Below are 14645 nucleotides of genomic sequence, written 5' to 3'. Positions count from 1 at the left end.
ACATTACCGTCTCTCTTTCAGCGAGAAAGAGGGCCTTTAGAGCAGTCGCACGACAACCCCAAAGGGGGACGAGTGCCCGCTTCCCGTCAGATCGGCCAGCGACGTCAAGCAAATAGGAATTTTGCGAATATGGGCTCGGCGAAAAATGGTCGAAATTGTTTCAATGTCCTGATGAGTGATTTCGGACGTGGGCCGTTGAGGAATATCCGAAGGCGTCAGGGTCGCACAGCCGGTGGAACCGGATGCTCGGCGATGGGAAAGGGGGCCTGCCGGTACCTGGGTCAGTAGGCCCTGGCCGAGGGATGCCTGCTGGACCGCCCCCGGATGCCTCTCCGGCTGGTTCTCTGGTAATGCAGGCCGGCACAAAGGCCCGCAGGACACGATCCCGCGGACCTTGCCAACCATGGCGAATCCCCGGTTGGCGGGCCGGTTGCGGGCAAGTCGCCACGCGACGCTGGCCGACACCCTGACGATCGGCTTCTCCTCGCACCTACGCCCCATACCTGATAGGACCTGGAATGACGAGCACTCACCAGACAGCACTCGTTGAGTCACCGAAAACCCGCGAGATATCCGACGCAGCAATAGCCCTCGCGCTGCAGCGCAACCTGCTCCCACACCGTTTGAGGGGCGGCGACGCCGTGGAGGTGGCCTCGTGCTACCTGCCGGCTGACGTGGACGCTGGAGTGGGGGGCGACTGGTTCGATGTGATCCCGCTGTCCAGTGCCCGGGTGGCCCTCGTCGTCGGCGACGTGGTCGGACACGGCATTGACGCCGCGGCGGCCATGGGTAGGCTCCGAACCGCCGTCCGCACGCTCGCGGACCTGGATCTGCCCCCCGACGAACTACTGACCCACCTCGATGACAGCGTCCAGCGCATGACCGAGGAAGATGACGACGTCCTGGACGAGGCCCCACTGGTGGTCGGCGCGACCTGTCTGTACGCCGTCTACGACCCCGTCGCGGGGCGGTGCGCTATGGCGCTGGCCGGGCACCCGCCTCCCGCGATCATCGATCCGCAGGGGCAGGTCACCTTCCCCGACCTGCCGTCCGGTGCGCCGCTTGGCCTCGGCCTCGGGCTGGTTCCCTTCGAGACCATGGAAGTGGAGCTGCCCGAGGGAAGCCAGCTCGCGTTCTACACGGACGGCTTGGTCGAGTCCCGCGACCAGGACATCGACGTCGGCATGCAGCGACTGGCCGCCGCCCTGGCGCAGCCTGATCAATCCTTGGAGGACCTGTGCTCCTCGGTGATGGAAACCGTGCCGGTTCAAACACTATTCGATGACGTCACCTTGCTCCTTGTCCGGCTCCGTGTACTCAACACGGCCCAGATCACCTCCTGGGACCTGCCGCCCGAGCCAGCCGTCGTTCGCACCGCCCGGCACGAGGTCGCCCGTCAGCTCAGCGAATGGGGGCTGGAGCATCTGGTGCCGACCACGGAGCTGGTCGTCAGCGAACTGCTCACCAACGCCATCGACCACGGCGACGGCCCTATCCGGCTGCGGCTCATCCAGCACCAAGTCCTGACCTGCGAAGTCTTTGACAGGGGAAACTGCTACCCGCGCCTGGGCCATGCGCGCATCGACGACGAGAACGGCCGTGGCCTGTCCTTGATTGCCCATCTGTCCCGCAGGTGGGGCTTTCGCTCCGCATTGGACGGGAAACTCGTCTGGGTCGAACAAAACCTTTCCTGATTTCCCATTTGTCCCGCAGGTGGAGTTTTCGCTCCACATTGGTCCGATCCACGTAGAGCTACGGATCAGAAGGCTCCCGTGCCCCATCCGTGTCCGATCGCACGGGGAACCGCGGGGAATCACCGTGTCGAGCGGGCACCGCACAACGCGACGGCCCCTGACCGTATCGCCTGGTCAGGGGCCGTTCACCTGCGCGGTGGGTGTGGGATTTGAACCCACGGTGACTCGCGCCACGACGGTTTTCAAGACCGTTCCCTTAGGCCGCTCGGGCAACCCACCCCGCGTCCGCCGGGATCGGCGGGCGCGGGGACAAGAGTAACGGGTGGCACACGCGCGCGTGGTTCAGCATCGGTCGCGCGGCCCCATGGCAGGGATCAGCTGTCGCCGGCCCGGGAGCCCAGGGTGAGTTCCACCGTGTGGGACTGGCCGCCACGCAGGTAGGTGATGGTGACCTTGTCGCCGGGCTGGTGGGTCCAGATCTCGCCGATCAGGGTCGGGCCGCTGTCGATCACCCTGTCGTCCAGCTTGGTGATCACGTCGCCCGGCTTGAGGCCGGCCTTGGCCGCGGGGCCGCCCGCCTCGATCGCGGAGGAACCGCCCGAGCCCTGGTCGGTGATCTTCGCACCGTCGGTGCTGTCGTCCAGCGACACCGTGGCGCCGATCTTCGCGTAGACCGGCTTGCCCGTCTTGATCAGCTGCTGGGCGACGTACTTCGCCTGGTTGATCGGGATCGCGAAGCCAAGGCCGATCGAACCGGACTGGCCGCTGCTGCCCAGCCCGCCGCTGCTCGTGGACTGGATGGCCGAGTTGATGCCGATGACCGCGCCCCGGGCGTCCAGGAGCGGGCCGCCGGAGTTGCCCGGGTTGATCGAGGCGTCCGTCTGAAGGGCGCTCATGTACGACGACTTGCTGCTGGAGTTGCCGTCGCTGGAGGCCACGGGGCGGTTCTTGGCGCTGACGATGCCCGTGGTCACCGTGTTCGAGAGGCCGAAGGGCGCACCGATCGCGATCGTCGCGTCGCCGACCGACACCTTGTCCGAGTCACCGAGGGGGAGCGGCTTGAGGTCCGACGGGGCGTTCTTGAGCTTGATGACGGCGACGTCGTAGCCCTGCGCATGGCCGATGATCTCGGCATCGTACTTCTTGCCGCTCGGGAACGTCGCCGTGAGCTTGCCGCCGTCGGCCGCGTCGGCGACGACGTGGTTGTTGGTGACGATGTGGCCCTGGGTGTCGAAGACGAAGCCCGTACCGGTGCCGCCCTGGCCGTTCGAGCTCTCGGCCTCGATGGTCACCGTGCTCGGCACCGCCTTGGCGGCCACGCTCGCGACCGAGCCGTTGTCGTGCTTGACGTCACCCCCGCTGGTCGCGGCCGAGACGGTCGTGGAACCGCCGGAGTCGTCGTTCTTGGCCAGCTGGTAACCGATGCCGCCACCGACACCGCCCGCGACCAGCGCGGCGACGAGGACCGCCGCGACCAGACCGCCACGGCCGTTCCTCGGCTTCGGTGCGGGCGCCTGGTACGAGGCACCCCAGGCGCCGCCCGCGCCGCCACCCGCGTAGGCAGGAGTGGCCGGCGGAGGCGGGGGCCAGCCTGCCTCGGCGGCCGAGAAACCTCCCGGCTGTCCCTGCGGGAACTGAGCGGTCGGCGCGCCTTCCTGCTGCGGCGCGCCGGGCCCGTACGGTGTGCTCCCCTCGGGCGCGGTGCTGCCCCCGTCGTGCCGGGGCGCATCCGCCGCGGGCGTGTGCCCTTCGGGAGCCGCGCCCGGCGCGGAAGCGGGAGCGTCCACCGGCACGGGGGGTGCAGACGGGGCCGGGGGGACCGCAGTGCCCTCGTTCTCGGTGCTCACAGCTCTTCTCCTCGTTCCACGGCAGTCATTCTGGGTTCGTTCCGGCGCCTTCGCTCACCCTGCGCGGCGTCGGGCGCGTTCAGCTGTGCCAGTCTGTTGTACGCCGTCAAGCTTTTCCCACCGGACGTCAGGCCACCATAAGCAGTGGCTGTGGGTCGCCGACCTACCTTTATATGGGACCTGTCCGAACAAAAATCTGCATTCCCGACGCCTCGCCGACGCCCTGGCGTCGCCTTCCGACCCCACACATGCCCCGTGACGGTGGCACCATGACGCGGTGACCCACGCACGACAGCACCTGGTCCAGGTGGTGGCCCACCGAGGAGCCTCCGAAGAGGCCCCCGAGCACACCCTGGCCGCGTACAAGATGGCGATCGAGGACGGTGCCGACGCCCTCGAGTGCGATGTCCGGCTGACCGCGGACGGACATCTCGTCTGCGTTCACGACCGACGCGTCAACCGTACGTCCAACGGCCGCGGTGCGGTCTCCGCGCTGGAGCTCGCCGACCTCGCCGCCCTGGACTTCGGTTCCTGGAAGAGCCGCGACGAGGAGCCGGACTGGGAGCACCGCCCTCAGGACCCGGAGGACACCTCGGTTCTCACCCTGGAACGTCTGCTCGAACTCATCGCCGACGCCGGACGCACCATCCACCTGGCCGTCGAGACGAAGCATCCGACGCGCTGGGCGGGACAGGTCGAGGAGCGGCTGCTGCTCCTGCTCAAGCGATTCGGCCTGGAGTCCCCGGCCTCCCCGGCCGAGTCGACGGTGCGCGTCATGAGCTTCTCGGCGCGCTCGCTGCACCGGGTGCGGGCCGCCTCCCCGACGCTGCCGACCGTGTATCTGCTGCAGTTCCTCTCTCCCCGGCTGCGCGACGGACGCCTTCCGGCGGGTGTCAGGATCGCCGGCCCCTCCATGCGGATCGTGCGCAGTCACCCGGCGTACATCCAGCGGTTGAAGCAGGTCGGTCACCAGGTGCACGTGTGGACTGTGAATGAACCGGAGGACGTCGACCTCTGCCTCGAGCTGGGCGTCGACGCCATCATCACCAACCGGCCGCGCGCGGTGCTGAGCCAGCTCGGTCGCTGAGAGGCATCGGTTCCGGGTCCTTTATTGCTCCCCATAGGCGTCGAAATCCGGCCACCCCCATGACGAGGAGTGCTCCGGCGCGTTCGGATGGTGTTCGACCGTTACGAGTGCGTCAGCACACGTACGCGGACGGTTTCCGCCCCAGTCCATTGGGGCATTCACACCGTGGCGTGGGGCGAAGGAGGTCTCGGGGGTGGCGTTGGTGGTGGCACAGGAGGTGCCCACGTCGTCGAGCATGGCCGTACCCCATGGTCCTGCGGGCGTGGGGAAAGCAAGACACCGGATGCGTGATCAACTGCGAACCGGTGGCGTGTCGGAATCGGTCATCGACGATGCCGTACTGATCCTTTCGGAACTACTCAGCAATGCCTGCCGGCACGGCAGGCCGCTCGGCGACAGGCTGACGGGGGACGGGGACGTACTCGCCGCATGGCGTGTCGACGTCTCCGGGCGGCTCACGGTCGAGGTGACGGACGGTGGTGGTCCCACCCGTCCCGTACCGGCGACGCCCTCGGTCACCGCACACGGCGGTCGCGGGCTGAACATCATCACGGCACTGGCCAAGGACTGGGGCGTACGCGACGACGCCCGAGGCGAGGTCACGGTCTGGGTGGTGGTGCAGGACGACGTCGGCACGGCTCACCGTCGGGACGACTTCGCCACGCGCATCACGGCGCCGCCCGTGTCGCAGATACCCGACCTGGACTTCACCGACGCGTTCGAGGACGTGGACTGAGGTCGCGAGGAACGAAGCCTACGGACGCGAGGACGGGGCTGAGGCCGTCGCGACCGGGATGACCGCGGACCCGGCCGACGCACCGGCGAGCGTCCGGACCGAGCCGTCCGCACCCGAACGACCGGCTGCGCAAGCCCGCACCGAGCCGGTCAGACTCGAACGGGTCGGCCTGTGCAAGTCCGCACCGAGCCGATCGGACCTGAACGGCCGGACTGCGACAGCCCGCGCCGACAACCGGGCCGATCCGCCCACATCACCAACCAGACCGACACGGTCACATCGACAATCGGACAGCGGCGGTCACCCTGACAACGGAACCGACCCACTCCCACCGACAGCCGGACCGAAGCGGTCACACGGGCAACGGGGCCGAAGCGCTCGCCCCCACGGTGGCCCGCTCCCGACACCGCCCGCCGAGCAGGCCCGTACGGATGATTCCGGCCCGGGCCGAAGCATCCCTTCGGGCACGACTCGGTGCGTTGTCCACAGGATCCCGTCGGCCGTCGTACGAGCGACTAGGCTCGCGCCCGTACGAAACGAGCCGTAACCGGGAGACATCCACGATGGCCAAGAAGCGACCCCAGACCAAGGCCGAGCGCCCGCAGCTCACGGATGCCGAGATCCCGGTCGTCGGCGCTCGCGAACCCTGCCCCTGCGGCAGCGGACGCCGCTACAAGGCCTGCCACGGTCGGGCCGCCGCGCATGCGGCGACCGAGCTGGTGCAGCGCCCGTTCGAGGGGCTTCACAGCGAGTGCGACTGGGTGGCGCTGCGCGAGCTGGTGCCCGCGGCGACCGTCGAGCTGAAGCTGAGGGACGAGCTCCCCGAGGGTGTCCCCTCCGTCACACTCGCCACGGTGCTGCCGATGGCATGGCCGGCGCTGCGCCGCGACGACGGTTCGGTCCTGATCGGCCTGCAGAACGACACGGCGTCGGGCGACATCAGCCGCGATCTCGCGGACGTCCTCGAGCGTGCCCTCACCGCCGCACCGGGCAGCCCGGTCCAGGCCAGGCGTGCACCCGCCGGCGGCCCGCGGCTCCAGGATCTGCTCGACCCGCAGGGCGCCTTCGAGCCGGTGGTGCACAGCGGCTTCGAGTTCTGGGTCCCGGACGTGGAGAACGCGACCCCCGAGGTGACCGCCTCGCTGGAGCGGGCCAACGAGGCCGCCATCCCCACCGTGAAGCTCAAGGGCGTGGACTCCGCGTACTGGTGCGAGACCCCCGAGAAGAACCATCTGCGATGGGTCATGCCGCACCCGGAGGAGCGGCTTCTGGACGCTCTCGCGCGGCTGCACGCGGCCGGGCGGTCGAGCCTCGGCGAGGGCACGCGTCTGGTCGGCTCCTTCCGTGCGCACGGGCTCACGGTGCCGGTCTGGGACCTGCCGAGCGAAATGAGCGCGGAGGACGTCGAGAAGCCGGCGGCCGAGTTCGCCGAGCGCCTCGCGGACGCCCTCGCCTCGGACGCGCCGCTCACCGCGGACGAGCGCCGGGCGCGCGGCGGACTGACCAACCGCCAGGTCACACTCAGCTGAGCCACGGCGTTCCGCTGACCGACCGGTCAGCTCGTCGCGGGCTCACGCGATAGGTGACTCCCGTCACAAGTCCCGTCTGCGACCGGCGAATCCGTGTCCGAATAGCCGAGACCGAATTTGCGAACCGCCGATCTCTTGTTACCGTTCCAGTAGCCCGGTTGCTGGTGCATCCCCCGTCGCCAGCAACCGGGTCTTTCCATGTGTGCGTACGGCCCCGAACCCGGGTCGGCGCCAACTCCCGTGCGGATCGGCCGAATTACTCTGCGTTCCCCCTGGCGGTGTCGCTTCCGGCACGCAGCAGCAGCGGTCCGCTCCCCTCGGCCCCGGCGAACTCCGCGACCGCCGAGTACACGACCGGCTCCCCCTTCAGCCGCTGCCGTGGCGTCTCGCAGGCCCCCGGGTCGTCCGCGGCGGCCACCGCGCAGTGCATCTCGATACTGCGCCCCTGTGGGCCCATGAAGCTCAGCACGGAACTCAGCCGCTCCCCTGTGGCATTGCGGTAGTACGTGCGTGCCCAGGTCTCCTGGCCCTGTGTCATCACGCACGTCTGCGCCTCGATGCCGTCGGCGGAGGACAGTTGGGGACCGCAGCGGGCGGCCGTGGTGAGCCCCGGGCCCAGGAGCGGGGAGCGGGCGGAGGCGGGCAGCTTCACGTCATGGTGCGCGGGCTCGCGAAGCGCCGCGCGATCCGCTTCGCCGACCGGACCGGCGGATGCCACGGCGAGGGGCAGCGCGAGCACGGCCGCCACCACGCCCATGAGCCCCAGCAGCCTGAACCTGCCGGTTTCGGGTCGGTCGACGGCTCGCGATCCCCTTCCGTGCCCCAGATCCCCGTGTCCCCCGGGACGCATCACCATGAGGCCGAAGATATCGGCCGATCAGGGGCGCCCGGTTCGCCGAACGCCCGACACCCCTACAACTCGGGCGCACTCACACCCGTACGAGTGAGGGCTTCCACAACGGCGTCCACGACCGCCTCCACATCGGGCACCCAGGGCGAGGCGGATCCGGGCAGCGGCGCCCGCTCCCAGCGGATCTCCCCGTGGCCGGTCTCCGACGGCGGAAGCGCGAGATAGCCGCCCTCACCGTGGAAGCGGAGTGAGCCGGGGACGAAGTCCTTGGCGTAGAGCAGCTCGCCCAGCTGCTCCATCGAGTAGGGCGCCACGAGGATCGCCCAGCGGTGCGGCGTCGCGACGACCGGGCCGAGGCGCATGCCCTTGCGGTCGAGTGCGGCAAGGGCCCGCGAGGCCGCGAGGGCCGGCAGGCTCACCGCACAGGGCGCCCGGCCCCCGGTGGCCAGCACGATGGGTGCGGACGGCCGGTTGGTCCACCACCAGCGCACCATGCGCTCGTCCGTGGTGGCCGCGAGCAGTCCGGGATCGAAGGGGTGTGCGCCGGGCACCGTGCACTCCGGGTCGGGGCACCCGCAGCGGGCTCGCCCCTGCGGGTCGGCTGCGACACCCGGGAGAACGGGCCACTGCCATCGGGTCGCGAAGGTCAGGGCCGCGCTGATCAACTCAGGCCTTCCGTTGTTCCGCCTGGACAGGAGCCTGCGTCGCCTTCCGAGGATCTCGCGCATGAGCGCTCGTTCCTTTCCGTTGCACGCCTGGCAACACCGTGGGTCACATCACACCATGTGTCGATCACTTCACTGTGCGTACCTACTGGCGCATCACACCCTTGTCTTGGACAAGGGGAACCCCTGTGGGTCGAGCGTTGGCTGCGTCCGCGTCCATACTGCGCCCATCACAAGCATGGGCATGGCGTGGGGTGGCGGCACCTGGCGATTTGCCGTCCCGCTCTTCTTCTCCGCCTCCGCCAGGGGAGGATGGGGCACGGTCGTCGGTGGTTAAGACGCCCGGGTCCGGCGCCAGGTTCCGGGTGGTTCCCGACCACCCCTGGCCTTCACCGAGTACGTACCCATCACGACCGCTGTGACGCTCCGTCGAACGAGGCCAGTCGACCCCAATTGGCGGATACCTGAGGCTGTTTTAAGCCAACTTTGCGTTGGCGCAGGAGAGTAGGAGCGCCCCTCGGACACCAGGAATCCCAGCAGGACAATGCTGGACATCTCCTCACGAGTGCGTGTACATGTGGAGCCACTGCTAGCGGCGCAGATTGACATGGGGGTTTGCGATGCTATCGAGCAATATGCACCGGTGCGAAAGCCGGATGCCATGAACGCCCCTCACCCTTCGAAAGTGGCCGGAATCGATTCAACGGTTCTCCCGTCCGCACACACTGTCGCGCCGCCGGCTGCCTCCGCGGATGTCCCCTCGGGCGTCTCACCCGGGTCCGTCGGCGAGGTCGCCCTCCTCCAGGACCGGCTCGCCGGCTGGGTCTCCGATCTGACGACGCTCCACGAACTCACCGAGCGTCTGACGCGCACGTCCGCCCTCGCCGAAGCGCTGCAGGAAGTACTGCGTGCGGGGGCCGCCCTCGTGGGCGCCCGGCGCGGGCTCCTCGTGCTGGAACCGCGTGACGGCCTGGGCCCCGACAGAACGATCGGCCTCGGGCTGGCCCGTGCCGACCTCGGGCACATCGAGACCGTGCCGCGCAGTTCCATGTCGTACGGCCGGATCCTGGACGGGCTGCCGGGCGGTGAACGCGAGATCGCCGAGCCCGATCTTTTCTCCGAGGACGGACTCGACCCCCGTCACCGCGAGGTGGCCGCCCAGCTCGGCTACGCCGCCAGCTACGCCCTCCCCCTGTCCACCGACGCGGCCGGCCGTCTCGGTGCCGCCGTGTGGTTCTACGACGAACCGGCCGAGCCGGTCGAGCGCCAGCGTCACCTCGCCGGTCTCTACATCCGGTACGCAACCGAGCACCTGGCCCGGATCGTGGAACTCGAGCGCACGCGCGCGTGCATGGCGACGATCGCCGAAGAGCTGCTCCCCGCCCGGCTGCCCCGGCTCCCCGGCGTCCAGCTCGCCGCCCGACGCAGCAGCGGCCCCTACGGAGGCGGCGACTGGTACGACGCGCTGTCCCTGCCGGACGCCGCGCTCGGTCTCGCGGTCGGCTCGGTCACCGGGTCCGGGCCCAGCGCGGTCGCCGCGATGGGCCGGCTCCGGGCCTCCCTGCGGGCGTACGCCGTGATGGAGGGCGAGGACCCGGTGGCGGTCCTGTCGGACCTGGAGCTGCTGCTGCGACTCACCGAACCCGCCCGGACGGCCACCGCCTTGTTCGCGTACTGCGAGCCCGCGCTGCGCAAGCTCACGCTCGCCGGTGCCGGGCACAGCCCGCCGCTGGTGACCGGCCCGCGCCGCACCGAGTTCGTGGAGACCTCCCTGTCGGCGCCGCTCGGGATGCTGGCCTGCTGGGAGGCGCCGAGCATCGAACTGACCGCCGAGCCCGGCGAGACCGTCCTGCTCTACACCGACGGCCTGCTGCACCGCACCGGCGACCCCATGGACCGCGCCTTCGCCCGGCTGCACGCGGCGGCCGTGAGCGTGCCGAGACCGATGCGCGTCGACCCGGGAGCCGTCGCCGACCACGTCCTGCGGACGGTGCTGCCGGACGGTCCCGGCCGGACGGAGGGCACCGAGGACGTGGTCCTGCTGGCCGCGCGCTTCGAGTGAGGGCGCGACTGCCTGCGGTAACAGGTCCTCCAGGCCCGGGCCCCCTTCAGTACGACCGTACGATGGAGGAGGCCCAGTGCCGTATTCAAGGAGGATGACCGTGGCGGACGAGCTCACTCCGGAGACCCCGGAAGAGACCGAAGAGCCGATCAAGCAGCGCAAGAACGGCCTGTACCCGGGCGTTTCCGACGAGCTGGCCGAGAACATGAAGTCCGGCTGGGCCGACACGGAGCTGCGCGACCTGCAGCCGATCGCCCAGGCCACCGAGACCGCCGGCCGCCGCGCCGCGCTCTCCGCGCGCTTCCCGGGCGAGCGTCTCGTGATCCCCGCGGGCAACCTGAAGACGCGCTCGAACGACACGGACTACCCCTTCCGCGCCTCCGTCGAGTACGCGTACCTCACGGGCAACCAGATCGAGGACGGCGTCCTGGTCCTGGAACCGACCGCCGACGGCCACTCGGCGACGATCTACCTGCTGCCCCGCTCCGACCGGGAGAACGGCGAGTTCTGGCTCTCCGGCCAGGGCGAGCTGTGGGTCGGCCGCCGCCACTCGCTCACCGAGTCCGAGCAGCTGTACGGCATCCCCGCGGCGGACGTGCGCAAGCTGCCGGAGGCGCTGAAGGAAGCCACCGGCCCGGTCCGGGTCGTCCGCGGGTACGACGCCGCCATCGAGACGGCGCTGCACGACAAGGTGACCGCCGAGCGCGACGAGGAGATGCGCGTCTTCCTGTCCGAGATGCGGCTGGTCAAGGACGCCTTCGAGATCGGCGAGCTGCAGAAGGCGGTCGACTCGACCGTGCGCGGCTTCGAGGACGTCGTGAAGGTCCTCGACAAGGCGGAGGCCACCTCCGAGCGCTACATCGAGGGCACGTTCTTCCTCCGCGCGCGCGTGGAGGGCAACGACGTCGGCTACGGGTCGATCTGCGCCGCCGGCCCGCACGCCTGCACCCTGCACTGGGTGCGCAACGACGGCCCGGTCCGCCCCGGCGACCTGCTCCTGCTGGACGCGGGTGTCGAGACGCACACCTACTACACCGCGGACGTCACGCGCACGCTGCCGGTCAACGGCACCTACAGCGAGATCCAGAAGAAGATCTACGACGCCGTCTACGAGGCCCAGGAGGCCGGTATCGCGGCGGTGAAGCCGGGCGCCAAGTACCGCGACTTCCACGACGCCTCCCAGCGGGTGCTGGCCGAGAAGCTGGTCGAGTGGGGTCTGGTCGAGGGCCCGGTGGAGCGCGTCCTGGAGCTGGGCCTGCAGCGCCGCTGGACCCTGCACGGCACGGGCCACATGCTCGGCATGGACGTGCACGACTGCGCCGCCGCACGCGTCGAGACGTACGTGGACGGCACGCTGGAGCCGGGCATGGTGCTCACGGTCGAGCCGGGTCTGTACTTCCAGGCGGACGATCTGACCGTCCCGGAGGAGTACCGCGGCATCGGCGTCCGCATCGAGGACGACATCCTGGTCACGGAGGACGGCAACCGGAACCTCTCGGCGGGTCTGCCCCGGCGCTCCGACGGGGTCGAGGCATGGATGGCCGCCCTGAAGGGCTGATACGCGATCGAACGGCCGGGTACCGCAGGGGCGGTACCCGGCCGTTCGAACTGCGAAAGCCGTGCACGACCAGCTCGTCGTCGAGGGGCACTTGACGGAACGACAGGGGTTGTGTCGCTGCCCGGGCGGGCGGTACCCACGCGCGCGCCCCGCGTTTCGGACTGCGGCCGCACGTCGCGTCCGCTCCCCCGAAAAGCTCCGGCCCCTCGCTACACGGCGACCAGCGGGGCGTCCTTCTTCCATTTCAGGATCTTGTCGAAGCTCACCACCGCACCGGTCCGGTCCGGCCTGTTGCCGATGTGGACGTGGTCGGCGAGTTCCTGGATGAGACAGAGGCCACGCCCGTTTTCGGCGTCGGCGCGGGCCGGCCGGATCACGGGCCGGGTTCTGCCGGTGGGGAAACCGGGGCCCGAATCGGCTACTTCGATACGGCACGTCTCGCCGTCGAGGTAGGCCGTGACCCGGTACGCCTCGGACGTACCGCCGTGCGCGGTGCCGCCGCCGTGCTCGACCGCGTTGGCGCAGGCCTCGCTGAGGGCGACGGAAAGGTCGTAGGAGATGTCCGGGTCGACGCCCGCGGTCTCCATCGTGCCCAGAAGGAGCCGTCGGGCGAGCGGTACGCTCGCAGCTTCGCGCCGCAGATGGAGTGACCACCAGATGCTCATGCTCCAGCCTCCTGGCCGCGGCTCGACATACCGTTACGTATTGCCGCGCGTGGCGGACCGCAATCGCCCGACGGACGAGATCCCGCTCATTCGGCGGATGCGCCGGGCAGCGGACCGGTGTATGCGCTAGGCCGTTCTCGCCAGAATGCGATCTTCCGGATCGCCCCTCCGACAACCGTACGGATGTCACCTTGCGGACCTGCCGTACGAAGCCCGCGTGGCCAGTGGGATGATGAGGCCGCCATGAGTGCCCCCCACCAGCGCACGGTACGCACCGGAGGTGATCTCCGGACCCTGCGGGCCGCGGTGTTCGCCGCGGTCTGCGTCGTGCTGGCTGCCGCGGGGCACGGGCTCGCCTCCTGCGCCACGGTTCCGCTGTGGACGCTGGGTGCGGGCTTCCTCGGTGTGTTCTCCGTCGCCGCTCCGCTCGCCGGGCGGGAGCGTTCGCTGCCGGGCATCGCCGCGGTCCTCGCGGTGGGCCAGGTCGCGCTGCACACGCTCTTCGGACTGGGACAGCACTCCGGTGCCATGTCGGTGGCCCCGAACACGATGTCCTCGTACGACGCCTCGCTCGTGGCGCGGGCGGCGCACATCATGTGCGGCGCCACCGCGGCGGCGATCTCCCCCGCGCAGGCCCAGAAGATCCTCACCGACGCACGTCTCGGCACGGGCCCCGACATGGCCGCCATGCACCACCCGGCCACGGCCGGTTCATGGTGGTCGGTGCTGCCCTCCGTGCCCATGCTGCTCGGACACGTCCTCGCGGCCGTCGCCGCCGGATGGGTGCTGCGCCACGGGGACATGGCGCTGACCCGGCTCATGCGACTGTCGGCGCACGGGGTCGCGGAGGGGGCGCTCGTACGGTCCCTTCGGTCGGCGTTCACGCTCGCGCGCGCCCTGCTGGCCGGGCTCCCGGCGACACCGGAAGCCGGGCCGCGCGCCCCGCACACCGTCTTCCTCGTTCCGCCGAAGGCGCGGACGACCGCACTGCAGCACACGGTGATCCGGCGCGGACCGCCGTCCTTCACTCCTCAGTTCCTCGCTGCCTGACGCGACGCGCCACTCCACCCGTCACGGGGAGGGGCTGCCGTCGTGCGGCATGCGCGCGTGCCCGCGGTGTGCCCCAGAGGTCACCCCTGCGCACGCGTACCCCTCTTCATCAACGGACTCTCACTCGGAGTGGAGTGCTCTTTGCCATGAAGGCCATCAACGGGTCCCTGCGGGCTTCCCGCGTCGCCGTCGCCGGTGCCGCCGCCGCATCGGCCGTGCTCGTCCTGTCCTCGCCCGCGTTCGCGCACGTCACGGTTCAGCCGGAGGGCCAGGCCGCCAAGGGCGGCTACGCGGTCGTCGACTTCAAGGTGCCGAACGAGCGCGACGACGCCTCGACCACCAAGCTCGAGGTCAACCTCCCGGCCGACCACCCGCTCGCCTCGGTGATGCCGCAGCCGATCGACGGCTGGACGGTGCAGATCACCAAGTCCAAGCTCGACAAGCCGCTCACGATGCACGGCGAGCAGATCGACGAGGCCGTCACCAAGATCACCTGGACCGCCACCGGCAAGGGCATCGAACCGGGCTACTTCCAGAAGTTCCCGCTCTCCCTCGGCCCGTTGCCCGAGGACGCCGACCAACTGGTCTTCAAGGCCCTGCAGACGTACTCCAACAAGGAGACCGTCCGCTGGATCGAACTCCAGAAGGACGGCCAGGAGGAGCCCGAGAACCCCGCCCCGGTGCTCGAACTGGCCTCCGCCTCCTCCTCCGGCCACCACGGCTCCACGGCCGAGGACGCCTCCGTCACCTCTCCCGGCAAGGACACCACGGCCGAGGGATCCTCCGGCGGCAGTGACACCACCGCCCGCGTCCTCGGCGTCGTGGGCATCGTCGTCGGCGCGGCGGGCGTGGCGTACGGCGTCCTGGCCGGCCGTCGGCGCGTCACCGGGGCCTGACCTCCA

12 protein-coding genes and 1 tRNA gene are annotated in these 14645 nt (G+C 69.9%); 8 read left to right on the top strand and 5 right to left on the bottom strand.

Going from position 1 to position 14645, the window contains the following annotated elements:
• Positions 1–518 precede the first annotated feature (518 nt).
• Positions 519–1694, top strand: coding sequence for an ATP-binding SpoIIE family protein phosphatase (locus ACQEXA_RS29170; RefSeq protein WP_432929966.1), 1176 nt, complete (start codon positions 519–521; stop codon positions 1692–1694).
• A 194-nt stretch (positions 1695–1888) separates the two neighbouring features.
• Here the strand turns inward: ACQEXA_RS29170 and ACQEXA_RS29165 are convergent.
• Together ACQEXA_RS29165 and ACQEXA_RS29160 are read right to left on the bottom strand one after the other, a co-directional pair.
• Positions 1889–1973 (bottom strand) — tRNA-Ser (locus ACQEXA_RS29165).
• A 95-nt stretch (positions 1974–2068) separates the two neighbouring features.
• Positions 2069–3541 (bottom strand): S1C family serine protease, encoded by a 1473-nt coding sequence (locus ACQEXA_RS29160; RefSeq protein ID WP_432929968.1) that lies wholly within the window; start codon positions 3539–3541, stop codon positions 2069–2071.
• 277 nt (positions 3542–3818) lie between these two features.
• Here ACQEXA_RS29160 and ACQEXA_RS29155 point away from each other — a divergent pair, with 277 nt between their 5' ends.
• From ACQEXA_RS29155 to ACQEXA_RS29145, 3 genes are all read left to right on the top strand, one after another.
• Positions 3819–4628: a glycerophosphodiester phosphodiesterase gene (locus ACQEXA_RS29155; RefSeq protein WP_360990842.1), complete on the top strand. Its 810-nt coding sequence runs from the start codon at positions 3819–3821 to the stop codon at positions 4626–4628.
• Positions 4629–4821: 193 nt separating this feature from the next.
• Positions 4822–5364: an ATP-binding protein gene (locus ACQEXA_RS29150; RefSeq protein WP_359390716.1), complete on the top strand. Its 543-nt coding sequence runs from the start codon at positions 4822–4824 to the stop codon at positions 5362–5364.
• A 563-nt stretch (positions 5365–5927) separates the two neighbouring features.
• A complete protein-coding gene (locus tag ACQEXA_RS29145; RefSeq protein WP_432929971.1) occupies positions 5928–6893 on the top strand; it encodes a DUF5926 family protein in 966 nt (321 codons plus the stop codon).
• A 256-nt stretch (positions 6894–7149) separates the two neighbouring features.
• On the opposite strand, the gene ACQEXA_RS29140 is transcribed toward ACQEXA_RS29145, so the two are convergent.
• A complete protein-coding gene (locus ACQEXA_RS29140) occupies positions 7150–7650 on the bottom strand; it encodes a hypothetical protein (RefSeq protein ID WP_432929973.1) in 501 nt (166 codons plus the stop codon).
• A 155-nt stretch (positions 7651–7805) separates the two neighbouring features.
• On the bottom strand, positions 7806–8471 hold the full coding sequence (locus ACQEXA_RS29135; protein ID WP_432929975.1) for a bifunctional DNA primase/polymerase: 666 nt from the start codon (positions 8469–8471) through the stop codon (positions 7806–7808).
• A 481-nt stretch (positions 8472–8952) separates the two neighbouring features.
• Between ACQEXA_RS29135 and ACQEXA_RS29130 the strand changes: the two genes are divergently transcribed.
• Positions 8953–10470, top strand: a complete 1518-nt coding sequence (locus ACQEXA_RS29130) for a PP2C family protein-serine/threonine phosphatase (RefSeq protein WP_433131523.1) — start codon at positions 8953–8955, stop codon at positions 10468–10470.
• 100 nt (positions 10471–10570) lie between these two features.
• Positions 10571–12028, top strand: a complete 1458-nt coding sequence (locus ACQEXA_RS29125; protein WP_432929979.1) for an aminopeptidase P family protein — start codon at positions 10571–10573, stop codon at positions 12026–12028.
• A gap of 209 nt (positions 12029–12237) precedes the next feature.
• On the opposite strand, the gene ACQEXA_RS29120 is transcribed toward ACQEXA_RS29125, so the two are convergent.
• Complete coding sequence (locus ACQEXA_RS29120; RefSeq protein ID WP_432929981.1) at positions 12238–12693, bottom strand: ATP-binding protein; 456 nt, start codon at positions 12691–12693, stop codon at positions 12238–12240.
• A 243-nt stretch (positions 12694–12936) separates the two neighbouring features.
• Here ACQEXA_RS29120 and ACQEXA_RS29115 point away from each other — a divergent pair, with 243 nt between their 5' ends.
• Positions 12937–13743: a hypothetical protein gene (locus tag ACQEXA_RS29115; protein WP_432929983.1), complete on the top strand. Its 807-nt coding sequence runs from the start codon at positions 12937–12939 to the stop codon at positions 13741–13743.
• 146 nt (positions 13744–13889) lie between these two features.
• Positions 13890–14639, top strand: coding sequence for a YcnI family copper-binding membrane protein (locus ACQEXA_RS29110; protein ID WP_432929985.1), 750 nt, complete (start codon positions 13890–13892; stop codon positions 14637–14639).
• Positions 14640–14645 lie beyond the last annotated feature (6 nt).

Source organism: Streptomyces sp. CA-106110, assembly GCF_050936285.1.
In the GTDB taxonomy this organism is placed as follows: Bacteria; Actinomycetota; Actinomycetes; order Streptomycetales; family Streptomycetaceae; genus Streptomyces.
This window is presented reverse-complemented; position numbering and strand designations above follow the sequence as displayed.

Bases quoted from the DNA above. Each gene is read 5' to 3' on its own strand.
- ACQEXA_RS29115 (WP_432929983.1), top strand. From the start codon at position 12,937: ATGAGTGCCCCCCACCAGCGCACGGTACGCACCGGAGGTGATCTCCGG.
- ACQEXA_RS29120 (WP_432929981.1), bottom strand. From the start codon at position 12,693: ATGAGCATCTGGTGGTCACTCCATCTGCGGCGCGAAGCTGCGAGCGTA.
- ACQEXA_RS29170 (WP_432929966.1), top strand. From the start codon at position 519: ATGACGAGCACTCACCAGACAGCACTCGTTGAGTCACCGAAAACCCGC.
- ACQEXA_RS29140 (WP_432929973.1), bottom strand. From the start codon at position 7,650: ATGGGCGTGGTGGCGGCCGTGCTCGCGCTGCCCCTCGCCGTGGCATCC.
- ACQEXA_RS29145 (WP_432929971.1), top strand. From the start codon at position 5,928: ATGGCCAAGAAGCGACCCCAGACCAAGGCCGAGCGCCCGCAGCTCACG.
- ACQEXA_RS29135 (WP_432929975.1), bottom strand. From the start codon at position 8,471: ATGCGCGAGATCCTCGGAAGGCGACGCAGGCTCCTGTCCAGGCGGAAC.
- ACQEXA_RS29110 (WP_432929985.1), top strand. From the start codon at position 13,890: ATGAAGGCCATCAACGGGTCCCTGCGGGCTTCCCGCGTCGCCGTCGCC.
- ACQEXA_RS29130 (WP_433131523.1), top strand. From the start codon at position 8,953: ATGCTGGACATCTCCTCACGAGTGCGTGTACATGTGGAGCCACTGCTA.